The sequence below is a fragment of the Streptomyces sp. NPDC021749 genome, from assembly GCF_040640655.1.
In the GTDB taxonomy this organism is placed as follows: Bacteria; Actinomycetota; Actinomycetes; order Streptomycetales; family Streptomycetaceae; genus Streptomyces.
This window is the reverse complement of sequence record NZ_JBFACE010000032.1, coordinates 72,792-93,296: the sequence shown is the minus strand read 5'-3', so window position 1 is coordinate 93,296 and position 20,505 is coordinate 72,792. Positions and strand designations below refer to the sequence as shown.

Below are 20,505 nucleotides of genomic sequence, written 5' to 3'. Positions count from 1 at the left end.
CGCCCACGCAAAACGCTCGACTGGGAAACCCCAGCCGAGCGCCTGCATAAACTGCTCGCGGCCTGATCAACACAACCACGTGTTGCGACGACCCCTAGAGACCGCCGGGTACCGGGGCCCTCTCCCGTATGCGTCGGCTTCCGTGGGCGTCTACGGCCTGCGCGCCGACGTCACGCGGTAGACGTCGTACACGCCCTCCACTCCCCGGACCGCCTTCAGGACGTGCCCGAGGTGCTTGGGGTCGCCCATCTCGAAGGTGAAGCGGGAGGTGGCGACGCGGTCGCGGGAGGTCTGGACGGCCGCCGAGAGGATGTTGACGTGCTGGTCGGACAGGACCCGCGTGACGTCCGACAGCAGCCGGGAGCGGTCCAGCGCCTCGACCTGGATGGCGACCAGGAAGACCGAGGACTGGGTGGGTGCCCACTCGACGTCCAGGATCCGTTCCGGCTGCCGGGACAGCGAGTCGACGTTGAGGCAGTCGGCGCGGTGCACCGAGACGCCGCTGCCGCGGGTGACGAAGCCGATGATGGGGTCGCCCGGCACCGGTGTGCAGCAGCGGGCCAGCTTGACCCACACGTCGTCGACGCCCTTGACGACCACACCCGGATCGGCGCTGGAGCGGCGCTTGGAGCGCGGCCGGATCGGGGTGGACTCGGCGATGTCCTCGGTGGCCTCGTCCTGCCCGCCGAGCGCCTGCACCAGCTTCTGGACGACGCCCTGCGCGGCTACGTGGCCCTCGCCGATCGCGGCGTAGAGCGAGGAGATGTCCGGGTAGCGCATCTCGTGCGCGAGCGTCACCAGGGAGTCGCCGGTCAGGATCCGCTGGATCGGCAGGTTCTGCTTGCGCATCGCGCGCGCGATGGCGTCCTTGCCCTGCTCGATGGCCTCGTCGCGGCGCTCCTTGGAGAACCAGCCGCGGATCTTGTTGCGGGCGCGCGGGGACTTGACGAAGCCGAGCCAGTCACGGGACGGACCGGCGCCGGGCGCCTTGGAGGTGAAGACCTCCACCAAGTCGCCGTTGTCCAGGGTCGATTCGAGCGGTACCAGCCGGCCGTTGACCCGGGCGCCTATCGTGCGGTGGCCGACCTCGGTGTGCACCGCGTAGGCGAAGTCGACGGGCGTGGCACCGGCCGGCAGCGCTATGACGTCGCCCTTGGGGGTGAAGACGAAGACCTCGTTGCGGGACAGGTCGAAGCGCAGCGACTCCAGGAACTCTCCGGGGTCCTCGGTCTCCTTCTGCCAGTCGAGCAACTGCCGCAGCCAGGCCATGTCGTTGACGGTTTCCTGGCCCTTGCCGGCGTTCTTCGGCACGTCCGTGCGGACCTTGGACGCGCCGGCCACCGCTTCCTGCTTGTACTTCCAGTGGGCGGCGATGCCGTACTCGGCGCGGCGGTGCATGTCGAACGTGCGGATCTGGAGCTCAACCGGCTTGCCGCTGGGGCCGATCACGGTCGTGTGCAGCGACTGGTACATGTTGAACTTCGGCATCGCGATGTAGTCCTTGAACCGGCCGGGGACCGGGTTCCACCGCGCGTGGATGGTGCCGAGGGCGGCGTAGCAGTCGCGGACCGTGTCGACGAGGACGCGGATGCCCACCAGGTCGTAGATCTCGGCGAAGTCGCGGCCGCGCACGATCATCTTCTGGTAGACGCTGTAGTAGTGCTTGGGGCGGCCGGTGACGGTGGCCTTGATGCGGGCGGCACGCAGATCCGCCTGGACCTCGTCGGTCACTATCGCCAGGTACTCGTCCCGCTTGGGCGCCCGCTCGGCGACCAGCCGCACGATCTCGTCGTACATCTTGGGGTAGAGGATCGCGAAGGCGAGGTCCTCCAGCTCCCACTTGATGGTGTTCATGCCCAGGCGGTGGGCGAGCGGGGCGTAGATCTCCAGCGTCTCGCGGGCCTTCTTCTCCTGCTTCTCCCGCTTGAGGTAGCGCATGGTGCGCATGTTGTGCAGCCGGTCGGCGAGCTTGATGACCAGGACCCGCGGGTCCTTGGCCATCGCGACGACCATCTTGCGCACCGTCTCGGCCTGCGCGGCCTCGCCGAACTTGACCTTGTCCAGCTTGGTGACGCCGTCGACGAGCAGGGCCACCTGGTCGCCGAAGTCGCGGCGCAGCTGCTCCAGGCCGTACTCGGTGTCCTCGACGGTGTCGTGCAGCAGACCGGCCATCAGCGTCGCCGGGTCCATGCCGAGCTCGGCGAGGATCGTGGTGACGGCCAGCGGGTGGGTGATGTACGGGTCGCCGCTCTTGCGCTTCTGGCCGCGGTGCCAGCGCTCGGCGACCTGGTAGGCCCGCTCGACCTGGCGCAGCGTCGCGGTCTCGATCTTGGGGTCGTTGCCGCGGACCGCCCGCAGCAGCGGTTCGAGCACCGGGTTGTACGGGCTGGAGCGCTGCACGCCGAGGCGCGCCAGGCGGGCCCGTACGCGGTTCGGGGAGCCGGAGCGGCCGGCCGGGGCGGCCGGCAGCGGCTTGGCGGCCGCGGGCTGGTCGGCCTTGGCCGGGGGCTTGGGGGCGCGGGCCGGTGCGGCCGCGGGGTGGGGCGAGGCGGCGGCGGGCCCGGGCTTGGGCGCGGAGCGGGGCCGTTCCGCGGGGGCCGCCGCGCCGGACCGGCCGGTGCCCTCGGGCGTCGCGCCGTGCCGCTCGGGCCGGGGCGCGTCCGGGGAAGCCCCGGTCGCGGGCTTCGGCTCGTCCGGGCGCGCGGCATGGGATCCCGCCGGACGCAGTCCGGGGGAGAGCGGCTGGGCCTCGTCTGGCAAGAGCACTCCTCAAGCGGTTCCGGACCCCAGACCGTCGAACAGGCCGGGGTGCCATGGTATCCAGCCCGGGGCCGCAACCGCCGCGCGGCTACGGCTAGGTACATGACACAGCAGCAGGGGCACCCGGATTGTTCCGGATGCCCCTGCTTGTCCAGCACCTGCCGTGGGCCGGTCAGACCGTGATCAGCGCCTCCAGCGGAGCGCCCTTCAGGCCCGGCTCCAGGCGCTGCCGCCCGGCGAGGAAGCCGAGCTCCATCAGCACCGCGACGCCCGCGACCTCGGCGCCGGCCCGGCGGATCAGCTGCAGCGAGGCATCGGCGGTGCCGCCGGTGGCCAGCACGTCGTCGATCACCAGCACCCGCTCCCCCGGGGCCAGCGCATCGGCGTGCATCTCGATCTCGGCGGTGCCGTACTCCAGCTCGTAGGACTGCCCGAGCGTCGCGCCGGGCAGCTTGCCGGCCTTGCGCACGGGTACGAAGCCGAGGCCGGCCCGGACCGCGACGGGGGCGGCGAGTATGAACCCGCGCGCCTCCAGGCCCACGACCTTGTCGGCACCGTGCCGCTCACACAGCCCGGCGAGCGCGTCGGTGAGCGCACCGAAGGCCGCCGGATCGGCCAGCAGCGGGGTGATGTCCTTGAACATCACGCCCGGCTGGGGATAGTCCGGCACGTCCGCGATCTTGCTGAGGAGCAGCTCCCGCAGAGCTCCCGGGGCCCTCATCGGCGCTTGCCCGACGGGCGGCCGCGTCCGCGGTTGCGGGCGGCGGGCTGGTGGCGGGGGCCGACGACCGCGGGGCCGTCCTCGCCGCCCACCGCACCCTCGGCCTCGGGCTCGGCCTCCTCCTGGCTCTCGGCCTTGGCGGCGGCCGCCGCGCGCTTGGCCTTGACGCGCTTGGCCAGCGCCTTCATCTCCGGCTGCCCGTTCTTGAGGTCGGTGACCAGCGGGGTCGCGATGAAGATCGAGGAGTACGCACCGGCCGCGAGACCGACGAACAGGGCCAGCGAGATGTCGTTGAGCATGCCCGCGCCCAGCAGACCGCCGCCGACGAACAGCAGACCGGCGACCGGGAGCAGCGCCACGACCGTGGTGTTGATGGACCGCACCAGCGTGCTGTTGATCGAGCGGTTGGCGATCTCGCTGTAGGTGAAGCGGGTCTGCTTGGTGAGGTCCTTGGAGGCTTCCTTGAGGCTGTCGAAGACGACGACCGTGTCGTACAGCGAGTAACCGAGGATCGTCAGCAGACCGATGACCGTGCCCGGGGTGACCTCGAAGCCGACCAGGGCGTAGACGCCGACGGTGATCGTGAGGTCGTGGATGAGCGCGATCAGGGCGGCCAGCGCCATCCGCCACTCGAAGGCGATGGCCAGATAGAGCACCACCAGGACCATGAAGATGCCCAGGCCCAGCCAGGCCTTGTCGGCGATCTCCTCACCCCAACTCGGGCCCACCAGCTGGGTGTTGACGTCCTTGACCGGGACCTTCAGGTCCTTGGCGAGCTGCTCCTGGACCGGCACCGCCTGCTGGGTGTCCAGACCGCCGATCTGGATCCGCAGCGCACCGCCGCCGAGCTTCTGCACCACGGCCTGGTGGCCGCCGGACGCGGCCTCCGCCTGATGCTGGGCCTCCGAGGTCGACACCGAGGTCTTCGGGGTGGTGAAGACCGCGCCGCCGGAGAACTCGATGCCCATGTTCAGACCGCGCACCGCCAGGCCGACGATGGCCGTGATGGTGATGAGGATCGAGAGGCCGTACCAGATCTTCCGCTTGCCGATGAAGTCGTAGCCGACCTCACCGCGGTAGAGCCGGGCGCCGATGCTTCCGAGCTTGGACATCTCACGCCTCCTTCGTCTGGGTGGGGGCGGTGCGACGACGGCGCAGCGGCGGCTTGGCGCCCAGGCGCTTGGGGTCGAGGCCGGACCAGGAGTGTCCGTCGGCGAAGAACTTCCGGCGGGCCAGCAGCGTCATCAGCGGCTTGGTGAAGAAGAAGACCACGACGACGTCGAGCAGAGTGGTCAGGCCGAGCGTGAACGCGAAGCCCTGGACCTTGCCGACGGTGACGATGAACAGCACCGCGGCGGCCAGGAACGACACGAAGTCGGAGACCAGGATCGTCCGGCGGGCGCGCGGCCATCCGCGCTCGACGGCCGGACGCAGGGTGCGGCCCTCCCGGATCTCGTCCCGGATGCGTTCGAAGTAGACGATGAACGAGTCGGCGGTGATACCGATGGCGACGATGGCGCCGCAGACCGCCGGGAGGTTCAGCGCGAACTGGATGGCCGGCCCGAGCAGCGTCATGATCGCGTACGTCAGGATCGCCGAGACGCAGAGGCTGGCCAGCGCGACCAGCGCCAGGCCCCGGTAGTAGGCGATGAGGTAGATCACGACCAGCCCCAGGCCGATCGCGCCGGCGATCAGACCGGCGTGCAGCTGCTCACCGCCGAGCGCCGCGGTGACCGTGGTCTCGTCGACGATCTTGAAGGAGAGCGGCAGGGCACCGTAGGAGAGCATGTTGCCCAGGTCCTGCGCGGACTGCTGGGTGAAGCCGCCGGAGATGGTGGCGTTGCCGCCGTTGAGGCGCTCGCTGACCCGCGGGTCGGAGACCACCGCGCCGTCCAGGACGATCGCGAACTGGTTCTGCGGCTGCACCTTGGTGGCGAGCTTGCCGGTGATGTCCGCGAACTTCTTGCCGCCGTCGGAGGTGAAGTCCATCTGGACGATCCAGCCCTGGCCCTGCTGGCCGTCGAAGACCGCCTTGGCGCTCTTGACGTCCGTGCCCTCGACGGCGACCGGGCCGAGCACGTACTTCTGCGTGCCCTCGTTGTTGCAGGCCACGACCGGGTCGGAGGGCTTGGCCGCGGCGGCCTGCTCACCGGCGGCGGCGCGGCCCTGCTTGGTCGTGCAGTCCAGCGCGTTCAGCTTCTTCTGGAGGGCCGGCGGGACCTGGTCCCCACCGGGGACCGGCGGCGCCGGAGGCGTGGACGGCTTCGCCGTGCCCGAAGGAGTGGCCTTGGGTGAAGGCGCCTTCTTCAGGGAGTCCGTGACGGCGCGGCCCTGCGTCGTGGGCTTCGCCTGAGGAGTCGGCGAGGAGGAGGCGTGCTGCTGGGTGCCGCCGGCCTGCTGGCCACCCTTGCCCTTGGCGTTCTTGCCGCTCTGCGAGGGGCTGGGCTTCGGCTCGGGCGTCTTCGTGCCCACGGTGGTGGTGAGCACCGGCCGGAAGCCGAGCTGAGCGGTGGTGCCGACCTGCTGGCGGGCCTGCTTCGCGTTCGTCCCCCGGGGGATGTTCACGATGATGTGGTTGAGGCCCTGCGTCTGGACCTCGGTCTCGGACACACCCAGACCGTTGACCCGCCGGTCCATGATCCCGGCGGCGGTCTTCATGTTGGTCTCGTTGATCGCGTTGGGCTTGCCCGGCATGTTCTCGGCCTGGAGCGTGAAGCTGGTGCCGCCGGCCAGGTCGATGCCCAGCCGGGGCGTCAGCGTGCCGGAGTAGAACATGCCTCCGATCAGCCCCGCCATCGCGATCAGGACCAGGATCAGGGTGCGGCCCGGATGCCCCTGGCCCGCGGGCGCCCTACGGCCCTTTTTCGGTGCTGCCACCTTCTCGATTCTCCCTGTCCAACCCCTCGGCCTGGGGTATCGGCCGAGCGGCCACGAAGTGTTGTGGGGACGTGCCCCCCGCCGGAGCCTAAACCGTCCCGGAACCGCGGTGCACGCCTCGACGCATGCTCCGCGGTTCCGTGGGAGGGACTACTTCGCGTCGTCGCCGCCGGACTTCTTGTCCTCCTTGGCGGCGTCCGCGTCGGCCTTGGCGCCGTCCCCGGCGTCCTCGGTGTCCTTGCCGGCCCCGGCCTCGGCGGCCGCGGACTGCTCGGCGGCGGGCTCGGCGTCGGCCGGGGTCGCGGCCTTGCCCAGGTCGATCTTGTCGGCCTTGTCACCCGTTTCGGTGGCTTCGCCGGCGGTGTCGCCGGTCAGCGACGAGGCGTCGTCCGGGACGACGGTCTCCTCGGCGTGGATCGGGTCGGCACCGTCCAGGATGCGGTTGTACTCCTCGTCCGCGAGCACTGCGCCGATGGCGTTCTTGGCGTAGATGGCGTGCACGCCGGGGGCGACCTCCAGGAGGACGGTGTCCTCGTGGACCTCCTTGACGGTGGCGTACATGCCGCCGATCGTGCGCACGCCGGCGCCCGGCTGCATCTGGTTGCGCATCTCCGCGGCCGCCTGCTGCTTCTTCTTGGCGGACCGCGTCATCAGGATCATGGCCCCGATGAGGACGATGAAGGGGAGGAGAGAGACGATATTGGGCACGGGACGGAGATCCTTCGCACGACCGCTGTCCGCGGTCTCATATACGGGGGTGGTATGCCGGCCCCTACGGACGGCATCGGCGGAGTCTAAGCGAGTCCCCACCAGTGGAACAACGCCCAGCATCGCACCGCAGTTCCTGCCCGGGCGAGTCTCCGCGCCGTCACGCCCCGAACAGGCCCTGCTGTCCGCTTCCCCCCGCTTGGTGCTGCGGCGGAACCATCCCCAGATGCGCCCAGGCCGCCGGGGTGGCGATCCGTCCGCGCGGGGTCCGGGCGAGCAGGCCCTCCCGTACGAGGAACGGCTCGGCGACCTCCTCGACGGTCTCCCGCTCCTCCCCGACGGCCACCGCCAGCGTGGACAGGCCCACCGGGCCGCCGCCGAACAGCTTGAGCAGGGCGGTGAGCACCGCCCGGTCGAGGCGGTCCAGGCCGCGCGCGTCGACCTCGTAGACCCGCAGGGCCTGCGAGGCGATCTCGCGGGTGATCACACCGTCGGCCTTGACCTGGGCGTAGTCGCGGACCCGGCGCAGCAGGCGGTTGGCGATCCGGGGCGTGCCGCGGGAGCGGCCGGCGATCTCGGCGGCGCCGTCCGCCTCTATGCCGACGTCCAGCAGCCCGGCCGAGCGGTGGATGACCCGCTGGAGCTCCTCGGGGGCGTAGAACTCCATGTGGGCGGTGAAGCCGAAGCGGTCGCGCAGCGGCGGCGGCAGCAGACCGGCCCGGGTCGTGGCCCCGACCAGCGTGAACGGCGGGAGTTCGAGCGGAATGGCGGTGGCGCCCGGCCCCTTCCCCACGATCACGTCGACGCGGAAGTCCTCCATCGCCATGTAGAGCATCTCCTCGGCGGGCCGGGACATCCGGTGGATCTCGTCGAGGAAGAGCACCTCGCCCTCCTGGAGGGAGGAGAGGATCGCGGCGAGGTCGCCGGCGTGCTGGATGGCGGGGCCGGAGGTGATCCGGATCGGGGCGCCCATCTCGGCAGCGATGATCATCGAGAGGGTCGTCTTGCCGAGCCCGGGCGCGCCGGAGAGCAGGACGTGATCGGCGGTGGCGCCGCGGGCGCGGGCGGCGCGCAGGACCAGGTCGAGCTGTTCGCGCACCCGCTCCTGGCCGACGAACTCCTGGAGGTCCTTGGGCCGCAGCGCGGCCTCGACGGCGGTGTCCTCGCCGTCCGCGTCGGCGCCGACCAGCCGGTCGGGACCGGCTGGGACGGCGTCGTCGGTGGACGGTGCGGTGTCGTCCCAGTTCACTGCGGAATGCCTCGCGGGGTCGGGGCGGCCGGGCCGCCGGTCGGGTCGTACGGTCGCGGGCCGGGGCGCCGGTCAGGGCGCGCGGCGGGGCCCGCGGCGGCGGTCATCGGGCGCGGTTGAGGGTCTGCAGGGCCGCCTTGAGCAGCTGCGGCACCTGGGGGGTGCCGCCCTCGGCGACGGCGGCCTCGGCCTGCGGGGCGACCGCGGCGACCGCCTCGTCCGCCTCCCGGGTGGCGTAGCCGAGGCCGATCAGGGCGGCCTGCAACTGGTCGCGCCAGCCGGCCGGGCCCGCGGCGGCCGCCGCCGGGCGACGGCTGCCCACCGGCGCGCCGAGCCGGTCCTTCAGCTCCAGCAGCAGCTTCTGCGCACCCTTCTTGCCGATGCCGGGCACGGCGGTGAGGGCCTTCTCGTCGCCGGTGGAGACCGCCAGCCGCAGGGCGTCCGGGGAGTGCACCGCGAGCATGGCCTGGGCCAGCCGGGGGCCGACGCCGCTGGCGGTCTGCAGCAGCTCGAAGGTCTGCCGCTCGTCGTCGTCGGCGAAGCCGTACAGCGTGAGCGAGTCCTCGCGGACGACGAGGGAGGTGGCGAGCCTGGCCGGCTCGCCGACGCGCAGACCGGAGAGGGTGTTCGGCGTGCACTGGACGGCCATGCCGATCCCGCCGACCTCGACGACGGCGGCATCGGGGGCCAGGGCCGCGACCGGGCCGGAGACAAAGGCGATCATCGGGTGCCCTTCAGCGTGCGTACGGGAGCGGGGGTGCGGCGGGCGGCGGCCTGCGCCTCCTGGAGGCGGTTGACCGCGGGGGCGCGCCATATGTGGCAGATGGCGAGGGCGAGGGCGTCCGCGGCGTCGGCCGGTTTGGGCGGGGCGGAGAGCCGCAGCAGCCGGGTCACCATCGCACCGACCTGCGCCTTGTCGGCCCGTCCCGAGCCGGTGACGGCGGCCTTGACCTCGCTGGGGGTGTGCAGCGCGACCGGCAGACCGCGGCGGGCGGCGCAGAGCATGGCGACCGCGCTGGCCTGGGCCGTGCCCATGACCGTACGGACGTTGTGCTGGCTGAACACCCGCTCCACGGCGACGCATTCGGGGCGGTGGCGGTCCAGCCACTCCTCCAGGCCGCGCTCGATGAGGACCAGGCGGTGGGCGACGTCCGCGTCGGCCGGGGTACGGACGACACCGACCCCGGCCATCGTCAACGGGCGTCCGGCCACGCCTTCCACCACGCCGACCCCGCACCGGGTCAGCCCCGGGTCCACCCCGAGCACCTTCACGACGCCTCTCCCCTCCTCACGCGCGGCGCCGCCCGCCGCGCCGTCCTCGCGCTGCCGATCGGCACCCCGGCGACTACCGGCTTACCGACCTGTCGATCTGTCGATGTGTCAGCCGGTCGGTCTGGCAGCCTGTCGACCGGGCCACCTGGGTACCCGGCTATCCGACCACCTGGCCGCCGGGAACCCGGCTACCTGACCACTTGGCCGCCTGGGTACCTGGCCGCCTGACCACCTGGGTACCCGGGCACCTGGCTGACTGACCACCTGACGGACCGTTTCGTCCCGCATCTCCCCCATGGGGGGCGCGGAGATCCCCTGCTCAGCACAGTATCGGGTGCCACTGACAACGCCACGCACCGACCGCACGCGGGACCGACGGCGCCGGCGCCACAGACCGGACAGGCCACAGACCAGGCAGGCCACAGGCCGGGCAGGCACAGACCTGGCAGGCACAGACCTGGCAGGCCACAGACCGGCAGTACGAAGGCCGATGGCGCCGCGCACCGACGGTGCCACCGGCTCGGTCGACAACGCGACGGGCCGACGGGGTGTGTTCCCCGTCGGCCCGTCGATGCGCGACTGTGGTGCCCGTGCGAGGTCCGGCCTGGGTCGGCTCAGGCGTCGACCTTGGCCATGACGTCGTCCGGGACGTCGAAGTTGGCGAAGACGTTCTGCACGTCGTCGCTGTCCTCCAGCGCGTCGATCAGCTTGAAGATCTTGCGCGCGCCCTCTTCCTCCAGCTCGACCTGCATGGTCGGGACGAAGTTGGCGTCCGCCGAGTCGTAGTCGATCCCGGCTTCCTGGAGGGCGGTGCGGACCGCGACCAGGTCGGTGGCCTCGCTGAGCACCTCGAAGGACTCACCGAGGTCGTTGACCTCCTCGGCACCCGCGTCGAGCACCGCCGCCAGGACGTCGTCCTCGGTCAGCTCGGCCTTGGGGACGATCACCACGCCCTTGCGGTTGAAGAGGTACGAGACGGAACCCGGGTCGGCCATCGAACCGCCGTTGCGGGTCATGGCGACGCGGACGTCCGAGGCGGCACGGTTGCGGTTGTCGGTGAGGCACTCGATGAGCACCGCGACACCGTTGGGGCCGTAACCCTCGTACATGATCGTCTCGTAGTCGGCGCCGCCCGCCTCAAGACCGGCGCCGCGCTTGATCGCGGAGTCGATGTTCTTGTTCGGGACCGACTGCTTCTTCGCCTTCTGGACGGCGTCGTACAGCGTCGGGTTGCCGTCGAGGTCGGCACCGCCCATGCGCGCCGCGACCTCGATGTTCTTGATCAGCTTCGCGAAGAGCTTGCCGCGCTTGGCATCGATCACGGCCTTCTTGTGCTTCGTCGTAGCCCATTTAGAGTGGCCGGACATCCGCCTGTCTCCTTCGCGTAACCCATTACTGAAACGAACGCCGTCGATCCTACCGGGGTCGCGTCACACGGTGTTACTCACCTGATCGACGCAGTCTCACCCGGCAGCGGTCCGCACCATGTCCACGAACAGGGCGTGGACCCGGTGGTCCCCGGTGAGTTCCGGGTGGAAGGACGTGGCAAGGACGTTACCCTGCCGCACGGCCACGGTGTGCCCGTCGTACGTGGCCAGGACCTCGACGTCCCCGCCGACCGACTCGACCCAGGGCGCCCGGATGAAGACGCCTTCGACCGGCCCGCCGGGGATGCCGGCCACGTCGATGGCCGCCTCGAACGACTCGTTCTGCCGCCCGAAGGCGTTACGGCGCACGATCATGTCGATGCCGCCGAACGTCTCCTGGTCCTCGCGGGCGTCCAGCAGCTTGTCCGCGACCATGATCATGCCGGCGCAGGTGCCGTAGACCGGCTTGCCCGCGCGGACGAACGCGCGCAGCGGCTCCAGCATGCCGAAGACGACCGCCAGCTTGGACATCGTGGTGGACTCGCCACCCGGGATGACCAGGCCGTCGACCTCGTCCAGTTCCTCGGGACGGCGTACCGGCCGGGCCAGGGCGTCCGCCTCGGCGAGCGCGGTGAGGTGCTCGCGGACGTCGCCCTGGAGGGCCAGCACGCCGATGGTGGGGGTGCTCATCTGCGTTCTTACGTCCTTACCAGCCGCGGTTGGCGTAGCGCTCGGCCTCGGGGAGGGTGTCGCAGTTGATGCCGACCATGGCCTCGCCCAGGTTGCGGGAGACGTCCGCGATGACCTTCGGGTCGTCGTAGAAGGTGGTGGCCTTCACGATCGCGGCGGCGCGCTTGGCGGGGTCGCCGGACTTGAAGATGCCGGAGCCGACGAAGACGCCCTCGGCGCCGAGCTGGCGCATCAGCGCGGCGTCGGCGGGGGTGGCGACACCACCGGCGGAGAACAGCACGACCGGCAGCTTGCCGAGCTCGGCGACCTCCTTGACCAGCTCGAACGGGGCGCGCAGCTCCTTGGCGGCGGCGTACAGCTCGTTGTTGTCACAGCCGCGCAGCTTGGCGATCTCGCCCTTGATCTGGCGCAGGTGACGGACCGCCTCGACGACGTTGCCGGTGCCGGCCTCGCCCTTGGAGCGGATCATCGCGGCACCCTCGGCGATCCGGCGCAGCGCCTCGCCCAGGTTGGTGGCACCGCACACGAAGGGGGTGGTGAAGGCCCACTTGTCGGAGTGGTTGACCTCGTCGGCCGGGGTGAGGACCTCGGACTCGTCGATGTAGTCGACGCCGAGCGACTGCAGGACCTGGGCCTCGACGAAGTGGCCGATGCGGGACTTGGCCATGACCGGGATCGAGACGGCGTTGATGATGCCGTCGATCATGTCGGGGTCGGACATCCGGGCCACGCCGCCGTCCTTGCGGATGTCGGCGGGGACCCGCTCCAGGGCCATGACGGCGACGGCGCCGGCGTCCTCGGCGATCTTGGCCTCTTCCGGCGTGACGACGTCCATGATCACGCCGCCCTTGAGCTGCTCGGCCATTCCGCGCTTGACGCGCGCGGTTCCGGTCTCGGGGGTCTGGGACGTGGTGGGCGTGCTGGACACGGTTTGACCTCACTCAGTGCGGGTGGTTGTGCGTGCGGACCACACAACCGTTTGTGAGCGGCCGAAGGAAAGGGCCAATTCAAGGCCGGTGGCTCGTTGCGGCCGCGCCTCCCGCGGACGGGTACCCCCTCCCGCGGGCGGCACCCGGCCCATTGGTGAGCGGTTCCCGCTCTTTCCTGACCGGGCCGGCACCCGGCTCGGCTCAGTTGCCCGAGGAGCGGTCGTCCAGGACGGCCGGCGGCTCGTCGTCCATCTCGAAGGCCAGCGGGAACGGGGCGTGACCGGCGAGCCGGAAGTATCGCACCACCCGGTGGCGGCGGACCGCGCGGGCGGCCCGTACGGCGTCGTTGTGGAAGCGCCGGGCCATCGGGACGCGGCGGACCGCGGCGGTGAGCTCGGTGACCGTCTGCTCGCCGCCGGGGGCCTGGCGTACGGCCTCCAGCTGCGCCTCCTCGGCGAAGACGGCCCGCAGCGCCTGGCTGAGTTCGCTCTCGGCGACCTCGCGGTGGTCCTCCTCGGCCTGCCGGGCCTCGTGGGCGGCCTGGTAGAGGACGATCGAGGCGGCCGGGTCGAGGACGCCGGACGTCCCGACCTCCTGCGCGACGGAGGCACGCCGCAAGAGCTGGGCATCGAGCGCCGCGCGGGCGGCGTCGATGCGCGCGTGCAGGCGGTCGAGGCGGCCGGCCGTCCAGCTGAGGTAGATGCCGATGAGGATGATCGCGGCGGCGATCCAGATGAACGTGGTCACGGGGTGGCACGTTACTCCCACGTACTCGGGGGCAGCGCGTGCTGCTGTGCGGCGCCCCCGCACGTACCCGTCCATCCCGCCGTCGGGGTTGCTCACCGTTGCGCTCTGCGGCGCCGCGGACGAACACGTGGGAAGGACCGCCTACGGCGCCGGCGCCACCGCGGTCGCGCCCGCCGTCACCGTTTCGTAGACGGCGAGGATGTCCGCGCCGACCGTGGACCAGTCGAAGCGGCGGACGTGGCGGGTGCCGCGGGTGCGGAGTTCGGCGAGGCGGGCAGGGTCGCCGAGGAGCCGGACCGCCGCGGTGGCGAGTGCCTCCGCGTCCTCGTTGGTGAAGAGTTCGCCGGCCTCGCCCTGGTCGAGGACCTGGGCGAACGCGTCGAGGTCGCTGGCCAGTACGGGGGCGCCGGCGGACAGGGCCTCCACGAGGATGATGCCGAAGGATTCGCCGCCCGTGTTGGGGGCGACGTAGAGGTCGACGCTGCGCAGCAGGCGGGCCTTGTCCTCGTCGCTGACCATGCCGAGGAATTCGACCCGGGGGCGGAGTTCGGCGGGGAGGGAGGCGACGGCCTCTTCCTCGTCGCCGCGGCCGGCGACGAGGAGGCGGGCGTCGGGGACCTCGGCGAGGATCTTCGGCAGGGCCTTCATGAGGACCGGCAGTCCCTTGCGGGGTTCGTCGATGCGGCCGATGAACCCGATCGTCTTCCCCTGCCATTCGGCTTTGGGTTCGGCGCGGGCGAAGAAGTCGACATCGACGCCGTTGGGGATGACGACCGCGTCGCCGCCGAGGTGTTCGACCAGGGTGCGGCGGGCGTATTCGCTGACCGCGATGCGGGCGCTGATCTTCTCCAGGGCGGGTTGCAGGATCGGGTAGGCGGCGATCATCGCGCGGGAGCGCGGGTTGGAGGTGTGGAAGGTGGCCACGATCGGGCCCTGGGCGGCCCAGCAGGCGAGCAGGCCCAGGGAGGGTGAGGCCGGTTCGTGGATGTGGATGACGTCGAAGGCGCCGTTCGCCAGCCAGCGGCGGACCCGGGCGGCGGAGAGGAAGCCGAAGTTGAGGCGGGCGACCGAGCCGTTGTAGGGCACGGGGACGGCGCGGCCGGCGGAGACGACGTACGGCGGGAGCGGGGTGTCGTCGTCGGAGGGGGCCAGGACGGAGACCTCGTGGCCGAGCCGGATGAGGTGGTCGGCCAGGTCGCGGATGTGGAACTGCACGCCGCCGGGGACGTCCCAGGCGTACGGGCAGACGATGCCGATCTTCACGCCGTCTCCCTTCCGGGGTCGCGGGCTTCCAGGTCGGCGAGCCACAGGCGCTGGAGCATGTGCCAGTCCTCGGGGTGGTCGGCGATGCCGGAGGCGAAGGTGTCGGCGAGTGTCTGGGTCATCTGGGCGGCTTTCTCGGCGCGGGTGCCGGTCTCGGGGACCTCGATCTCGGGGTGGACCCGGCCGCGCATGACGGGTGTGTCGTCGTACCAGAGGGTGACGGGCAGCAGCATGGCGCCGGTCTGGAGGGCGAGCATCGCCGGGCCGGCGGGCATCTTGGTCTCCTCGCCGAAGAACTTGACGGGTATGCCGGAGCTGGAGAGGTCGCGGTCGGCGACCAGGCAGACCAGGCCGCCGGCCCGCAGGCGGCGGGCGAGGGTGCCGAAGGCGGCGCCGCCGGTGTGCGGCAGGACCTCCATGCCCAGGCCTTCGCGGTAGGCGACGAAGCGGTCGTAGAGGGATTCCGGCTTGAGGCGTTCGGCGACGGTGGTGAAGGGGGTGTTGAGCTTGGTGGTGACCCAGACGCCGGCGAGGTCGTAATTGCCCATGTGGGGCAGGGCGAGGATGACGCCGCGGTCGCTCTTGAGGCCGTCGGTGAGGTGGTGGACGTCCTCGGGGACGAAGCCGTTCTTTCTGCGGTCCTCGCTCCAGGCGGGCAGGCGGAAGGACTCCATCCAGTAGCGCATGTACGAGCGCATGCCCGCGCGGGAGAGTGCGGCCAGGCGCTCCGGGGAGGCGTCCGGGACGACCCGGGCGAGGTTCGCCTCCAGGCGGCGGACGCCCTTTCCGCGGCGTTTCCAGGCGGTGTCGGCGATCTGCCGGCCGAGGCGTACCGCGACGCCTTCGGGCAGCCGCTTGACGGTGCTCCAGCCCAGTCCGTAGAGCGCGTCGGTGAGTGTGCCGGTGTCGATCCGCGGCAGCCGCGGGCTCATGCGCTGTTCCCCCCTTGTGCGATGGCGTCGGCCTCGGCCGATTCGCGGCGTACCGTCACCACGCGCTGGCCGAGGGTGACGGCGCTGCCGATGGCGACGATCCACAGGGCGATCGGCAGCAGTACTTCGATGCCGGGTACCCCGAACTTGTGGAGACCCGAGAAACCGCAGGCGACGAGGGTGACGACGAGCCGTTCGGCGCGCTCCACCAGGCCGTTGACGGCCACCGGCAGCCCGATGGCCTCGCCGCGGGCCTTGGTGTACGAGACGACCTGGCCGCTGGCCAGGCAGAAGATCGCGATGGCGCAGAGCGTCAGGCTGTTGCCGCCGCCGGCGTACCAGAGGGCCAGTCCGCCGAAGATCGCCGAGTCGGCGACCCGGTCGAGGGTGGAGTCGAGGAAGGCACCCCAGCGGCTGGAGCGGCCCAGTTGCCGTGCCATGTTGCCGTCGACGAGGTCGGAGAAGACGAACAGCGTGATGACGACCGTTCCCCAGAAGAATTCGCCCTGCGGGTAGAAGATCAGCGCCCCGGCCACCACGCCGCCGGTGCCGATGAGGGTGACCGCGTCCGGGCTGACGCCGAGGCGGATGAGCAGGGCGGCGAACGGCGTGAGAACACGCGTGAAGAAAGCACGCGCGTACTTGTTCAGCATGGCCTTCCCGGAGGTCGATATGGGCCGCGCGGTCAAGGGGCCACCGGCTGGCCCATCGTAGCCACGAGGTCTTCGGCCACCACGAAGGCATCGCGGCGCAGGGTGCATCCCGCGGCTCGGGCCGGGCGGCGTGCGCCTCCGGGCGCGCGGGCGGGCCCCTCGGACCCCTTGGGAGCGCGGGGGCGCTGTGCCATCTATGGACGGCTGGTGACCACGGTGGAAAGCTCGAATCACCGCAAAGTGTCGACCTGGAGGCGAGACACATGAGCGAGAAGACGAGTACACACCCGGGAGCCGCCGGAAGGGCGGTAACGGCCGGCCGGCCCACGGCCCTGCGGAACGTGGTGCTGGTCGGCCACAGCGGATCGGGAAAAACCACCCTGGTCGAGGCGCTCGCGCTGGCGTCCGGCGCGGTCAACCGGGCCGGGCGGGTCGAGGACGGCGGCTCGCTGTCGGACTACGACGAGATCGAGCACCGGCAGCAACGTTCCGTACAGCTCTCCCTGGTCCCGGTGGACTGGGGCGGAATCAAGATCAATATCTTGGACACCCCCGGATACGCCGATTTCGTCGGGGAACTCAGGGCCGGTCTGCGCGCCGCGGACGCGGCCCTTTTCGTTGTCTCGGCGGCCGACGGCGTGGCCGGCGCGACCCGCGCGGTCTGGGACGAGTGCGCGGCCGTCGGGATGCCGCGGGCGCTGGTCATCACGCACCTGGAGGCGTCCCGGTCGGACTTCGACGAGATGACCGAGCTGTGCCGGGCCACCTTCGGCGGGGAGGATCCGGACGCGGTGGTGCCGCTGTATTTGCCGTTGTACGGGACACCGGGGGCCGACGGCCACGCCCCCGTGCACGGCCTGATCGGCCTGCTCTCGCAGCGGGTCTTCGACTACTCCTCCGGGGAGCGCACCGAGCGTGAGCCGACCGCCGAGGAGCTGCCGTTGATCGAGGAGGCCCGGGGCCGGCTGATCGAGGCGATCATCGCCGAGAGCGAGGACGAGTCCTTGATGGACCGCTACCTCGGCGGCGAGGACATCGACATCAAGACGCTCGTCGGGGACCTGGAGACGGCGGTGGCCCGCGGCACCTTCCACCCCGTGCTGGCCGCGGCCCCGGCCGCCGAGGGCTCGAAGCAGGGGCTGGGGACCGTGGAGCTGCTGGAGCTGATCACCGGCGGTTTCCCGACCCCGTCGGAGCACGAGGCGCCCGCGGTGACCACCCCGGACGGCAGGCCGCGCCCGCCGCTGGTGTGCGATCCGGACGGTCCGCTGGCCGCGGAGGTGGTCAAGACCTCCTCCGACCCGTACGTCGGCCGGATCTCGCTGGTGCGGGTCTTCTCCGGCACCCTGCGTCCGGACGAGACGGTGCACGTGTCGGGGCACGGTCTCGCGGACCGGGGGCATGAGGACCACGACGTGGACGAGCGGGTCGGCGCGCTGTCCGCCCCGTTCGGCAAGCAGCAGCGCCCGCTGCCGCAGGCGATCGCCGGTGATCTGGCGTGCGTGGGGAAGCTGACCCGTGCCGAGACCGGCGACACCCTCTCGGCCAAGGACGATCCGCTGCTGATGGAGCCCTGGTCGATGCCGGACCCGTTGCTGCCGGTCGCCATCCAGGCGCACAGCAAGGCCGACGAGGACAAGCTGTCCCAGGGCCTGGCCCGGCTGGTCGCGGAGGATCCGACGATGCGGCTGGAGCACAACCAGGACACCCACCAGGTGGTGCTGTGGTGCCTGGGCGAGGCCCATGTGGACGTGGCGCTGGAGCGGCTGCGGACCCGCTACGGCGTCCAGGTCGACACCGTTGCGCACAAGGTGCCGCTGCGGGAGACCTTCGGCGAGTCCGCCGCGGGCCGCGGCCGGCACGTCAAACAGTCCGGCGGGCACGGGCAGTTCGCGATCTGCGAGATCGAGGTCGAGCCGCTGCCGGGCGGTTCGGGGATCGAGTTCGTGGACAAGGTCGTGGGCGGTGCGGTGCCGCGGCAGTTCATCCCGTCCGTCGAGAAGGGGGTGCGTGCCCAGGCCGGGCGCGGGGTCGCCGCGGGGCATCCGCTGGTCGACATCCGCGTCACGCTGCTCGACGGCAAGGCGCACTCGGTCGACTCCTCGGACGCCGCGTTCCAGACGGCCGGTGCGCTGGCGCTGCGGGAGGCGGCGGCCGACGCCCGGATCGATCTGCTGGAGCCGTTCTGCGAGGTCAGCGTGATGGTTCCGGACGAGTACGTGGGGCCGGTGATGAGCGATCTGTCGGGTCGCCGGGGCCGGGTCGTGGGCACCGAGCAGTCGGGGGCCGGCCGTACGGTCGTCCGCGCCGAGGTGCCGGAGATCGAGGTCGGCCGGTACGCGGTCGACCTGCGGTCGCTCTCGCACGGCACCGGCCGGTTCTCCCGGGTCTACCTCCGGCACGAAGCGATGCCGCCGCAGCTCGCCGCGAAGGTCCGGGAAGAGGCCGGGAACGGCGGGTAGTTGACGTCATATCAGCGCTGAAGCAGCCGTGATTCAGCCGTCGTCCGGCTCAACTCCCTTGGGGTGGACGGCGGCTGTACGCTGGGATGCCGCCGTTGTGAGGGGGACGGACGCTTGTTCGGCGGTGGTGGCGCGAGGCCGGCAGGTGTGCCGTCAGCGGAAGTCGGGAAGAGCCGCATCATCGGATGCGAGCGGTGTGGGGGCGGTAGTGGCAGACGGCTTTGACTTCAGTCCTGGGGCGCAGGTGCCGCTCTCGGGGAGCGCCGGTCAGACGGCGGCGACCCAGGCACTGGCCTCGGCCGCCTACCGTGACGACCCGCTCGCGGCCATCAGCAAGGCCGACTCCGACACCGCCAAGTCCGCGATCAAGAAGCCGAAGCTGTCGCTGTTCGAGCCCAATCTGGGCGAGGCGTTCGCGCGTGCCGTGCAGGTGCGGATGCTCGGCGGCGGCCGCAAGCCGCTGATCCAGTCGTTCGGCATCGAGCCGCAGACCGTCGTCGAGCACTGCCTGTCGGCGACGCGCATCCGCAAGCAGCGGGACACCAAGCTGACGCTGGTGATGGTGCTGTTCGGCGTGGTGTTCCTGCCCGGTGTGCTGCTGTGGCTGGGTGTCTTCCAGCTGCGCAAGATGCTCTCCAAGGACGGTGAGGGCAACGGCGTCTCACTGCTCGGCGCGACGCTGCTGACGGTGCTGGCCGGTCTCGGGCTGTTCTTCATGGTCAAGCTGCCGCTGACCGGCTTCTGGCCGATGTACGCGCGGGCCATGGTGATCGTGCCGATGATCGGCTGGTGGTGGGCCAAGCAGATCTGCGAGAAGACCGCGGTGGCCATGCGGGAGTCCTGGAAGGGGCTGCTGGAGGGCGGCGGGGTGGCCGCGAAGATCCCCGAGGCGGTGCCGCAGGACCCCAACCAGACCGCCGCCGAGACACTCCGCCAGAACCTCGCCAAGGTCACCGCCGAGCAGAACAGCAACGTGGTCTTCTACGCCGGTCCCAAGGGCATACTCGGCATGGGAACCCGTTGGGGCAGCTGGCAGCTCGCCGAGGAGCTCAAGCCCGTCCAGGAGGGCACGGAGATCCACCCGTTCCGCAGCTGGGACGTGATCCGGGCGATCCACGACAAGCTGCGGCTGCTGGAGCGCAGCCCGCTGCACACCGGCGGTTTCCCCACCCCGTCCGTACGCCACTGGATCGTCTCCCCGGTCGGGGAGAACGCCGACGCCGTCAGCCGCCCCGAGGGCGCGCACGTGGAGGCGTACCAGATCCGGGGGCACGAGATAGAGCGGATCTGCAACGAGCAGCAGTTCGGCAGCGGCAACAGGCACTACCTGGGCGTGCAGTTCGTGCTGTGGGACGGCCAGCTGGTGATCACGCTGATGATCACCGTCACGGTGCTGCACGAGACGCTGCGCATCGAGGTGACCGGCCATGCCCTCGGTCCGGTCCACGGCCTGTTCACGACCAAGCCGGAGCCGAAGACCAAGGACGTCGCCAAGGTCGTCAAGTTCTGGGAGACCAAGACCCAGCACCTCCCGCTCATCGAGCCCAAGGAGGTGGTGCGGCTGGCCGCCCGGGCGCCGCTGACGTGGTTCCCTCCGGTCCTGGACTTCCTCGGCGGGAAGCTGACCCTGCCCGAGCCGTTCGGCCTGCGGCACGTCTGGGCGGACAAGCCCTGGCGGCACCGCTTCATGGCCGATGACGCGCTGCGCGCCGCGACCCCGGTCCTGCGCGTGGTCCACGCCGCCGCCATGGGCGTCCTCAAGGAGCACGGCGTGGACACCGAGCGCTTCACCAACCGTGCGCTGGTGCTCAGCGGCCTGATCCAGGGCGTGGACCCGCAGAAGGCCGACGAGTACAGCGCCTAGCCGGGTGCTCG

The 20,505-nt window shown here is 71.2% G+C and carries 17 protein-coding genes; 2 read left to right on the top strand and 15 right to left on the bottom strand.

The window, feature by feature from the left end; all coding sequences use genetic code 11:
• Positions 1-150 precede the first annotated feature (150 nt).
• The 15 genes from AB0G35_RS27405 to pgsA form a co-directional block, all read right to left on the bottom strand.
• A complete protein-coding gene (locus tag AB0G35_RS27405; protein ID WP_360954903.1) occupies positions 151-2,760 on the bottom strand; it encodes a bifunctional (p)ppGpp synthetase/guanosine-3',5'-bis(diphosphate) 3'-pyrophosphohydrolase in 2,610 nt (869 codons plus the stop codon).
• 172 nt (positions 2,761-2,932) lie between these two features.
• A complete protein-coding gene (locus tag AB0G35_RS27400; RefSeq protein WP_360954900.1) occupies positions 2,933-3,481 on the bottom strand; it encodes an adenine phosphoribosyltransferase in 549 nt (182 codons plus the stop codon).
• Positions 3,478-4,593: a protein translocase subunit SecF gene (gene secF / locus AB0G35_RS27395; RefSeq protein ID WP_360954897.1), complete on the bottom strand. Its 1,116-nt coding sequence runs from the start codon at positions 4,591-4,593 to the stop codon at positions 3,478-3,480. Before secF ends, AB0G35_RS27400 begins: the two co-directional genes overlap by 4 nt.
• 1 nt (position 4,594) lies before the next feature.
• Positions 4,595-6,358, bottom strand: a complete 1,764-nt coding sequence (secD, locus tag AB0G35_RS27390) for a protein translocase subunit SecD (RefSeq protein WP_360954894.1) — start codon at positions 6,356-6,358, stop codon at positions 4,595-4,597.
• A 150-nt stretch (positions 6,359-6,508) separates the two neighbouring features.
• Complete coding sequence (yajC, locus tag AB0G35_RS27385; RefSeq protein ID WP_360954891.1) at positions 6,509-7,066, bottom strand: preprotein translocase subunit YajC; 558 nt, start codon at positions 7,064-7,066, stop codon at positions 6,509-6,511.
• A 160-nt stretch (positions 7,067-7,226) separates the two neighbouring features.
• Positions 7,227-8,315: a Holliday junction branch migration DNA helicase RuvB gene (gene ruvB, locus AB0G35_RS27380; protein WP_360954888.1), complete on the bottom strand. Its 1,089-nt coding sequence runs from the start codon at positions 8,313-8,315 to the stop codon at positions 7,227-7,229.
• A 103-nt stretch (positions 8,316-8,418) separates the two neighbouring features.
• A complete protein-coding gene (gene ruvA, locus AB0G35_RS27375) occupies positions 8,419-9,039 on the bottom strand; it encodes a Holliday junction branch migration protein RuvA (protein WP_360954885.1) in 621 nt (206 codons plus the stop codon).
• Positions 9,036-9,587, bottom strand: a complete 552-nt coding sequence (ruvC, locus tag AB0G35_RS27370; protein WP_360954882.1) for a crossover junction endodeoxyribonuclease RuvC — start codon at positions 9,585-9,587, stop codon at positions 9,036-9,038. The genes ruvA and ruvC overlap by 4 nt, the downstream gene beginning before the upstream one ends.
• A 614-nt stretch (positions 9,588-10,201) precedes the next feature.
• A complete protein-coding gene (locus AB0G35_RS27365) occupies positions 10,202-10,954 on the bottom strand; it encodes a YebC/PmpR family DNA-binding transcriptional regulator (RefSeq protein ID WP_360954879.1) in 753 nt (250 codons plus the stop codon).
• 96 nt (positions 10,955-11,050) lie between these two features.
• Entirely contained in the window at positions 11,051-11,644 is a 594-nt protein-coding gene (gene pdxT, locus AB0G35_RS27360) for a pyridoxal 5'-phosphate synthase glutaminase subunit PdxT (protein WP_360954876.1), read from the bottom strand.
• Between the two features lie 16 nt (positions 11,645-11,660).
• Positions 11,661-12,572, bottom strand: a complete 912-nt coding sequence (gene pdxS / locus AB0G35_RS27355; RefSeq protein WP_360954873.1) for a pyridoxal 5'-phosphate synthase lyase subunit PdxS — start codon at positions 12,570-12,572, stop codon at positions 11,661-11,663.
• 202 nt (positions 12,573-12,774) lie between these two features.
• Complete coding sequence (locus AB0G35_RS27350) at positions 12,775-13,320, bottom strand: hypothetical protein (protein WP_360954870.1); 546 nt, start codon at positions 13,318-13,320, stop codon at positions 12,775-12,777.
• 141 nt (positions 13,321-13,461) lie between these two features.
• Entirely contained in the window at positions 13,462-14,583 is a 1,122-nt protein-coding gene (locus tag AB0G35_RS27345) for a glycosyltransferase family 4 protein (RefSeq protein WP_360954867.1), read from the bottom strand.
• Entirely contained in the window at positions 14,580-15,515 is a 936-nt protein-coding gene (locus AB0G35_RS27340) for a phosphatidylinositol mannoside acyltransferase (protein ID WP_360954864.1), read from the bottom strand. The genes AB0G35_RS27345 and AB0G35_RS27340 overlap by 4 nt, the downstream gene beginning before the upstream one ends.
• Entirely contained in the window at positions 15,512-16,168 is a 657-nt protein-coding gene (gene pgsA, locus AB0G35_RS27335) for a phosphatidylinositol phosphate synthase (RefSeq protein WP_360954861.1), read from the bottom strand. The genes AB0G35_RS27340 and pgsA overlap by 4 nt, the downstream gene beginning before the upstream one ends.
• A 263-nt stretch (positions 16,169-16,431) precedes the next feature.
• On the opposite strand from pgsA, the gene AB0G35_RS27330 reads away from it, so the two are divergent.
• Positions 16,432-18,630 carry an elongation factor G-like protein EF-G2 gene (locus AB0G35_RS27330; RefSeq protein WP_360954858.1) on the top strand — a complete coding sequence of 733 codons (2,199 nt, stop codon included), beginning with the start codon at positions 16,432-16,434 and terminating at the stop codon, positions 18,628-18,630.
• Positions 18,631-18,838: 208 nt separating this feature from the next.
• Positions 18,839-20,494: a hypothetical protein gene (locus AB0G35_RS27325; RefSeq protein WP_360954855.1), complete on the top strand. Its 1,656-nt coding sequence runs from the start codon at positions 18,839-18,841 to the stop codon at positions 20,492-20,494.
• Positions 20,495-20,505 lie beyond the last annotated feature (11 nt).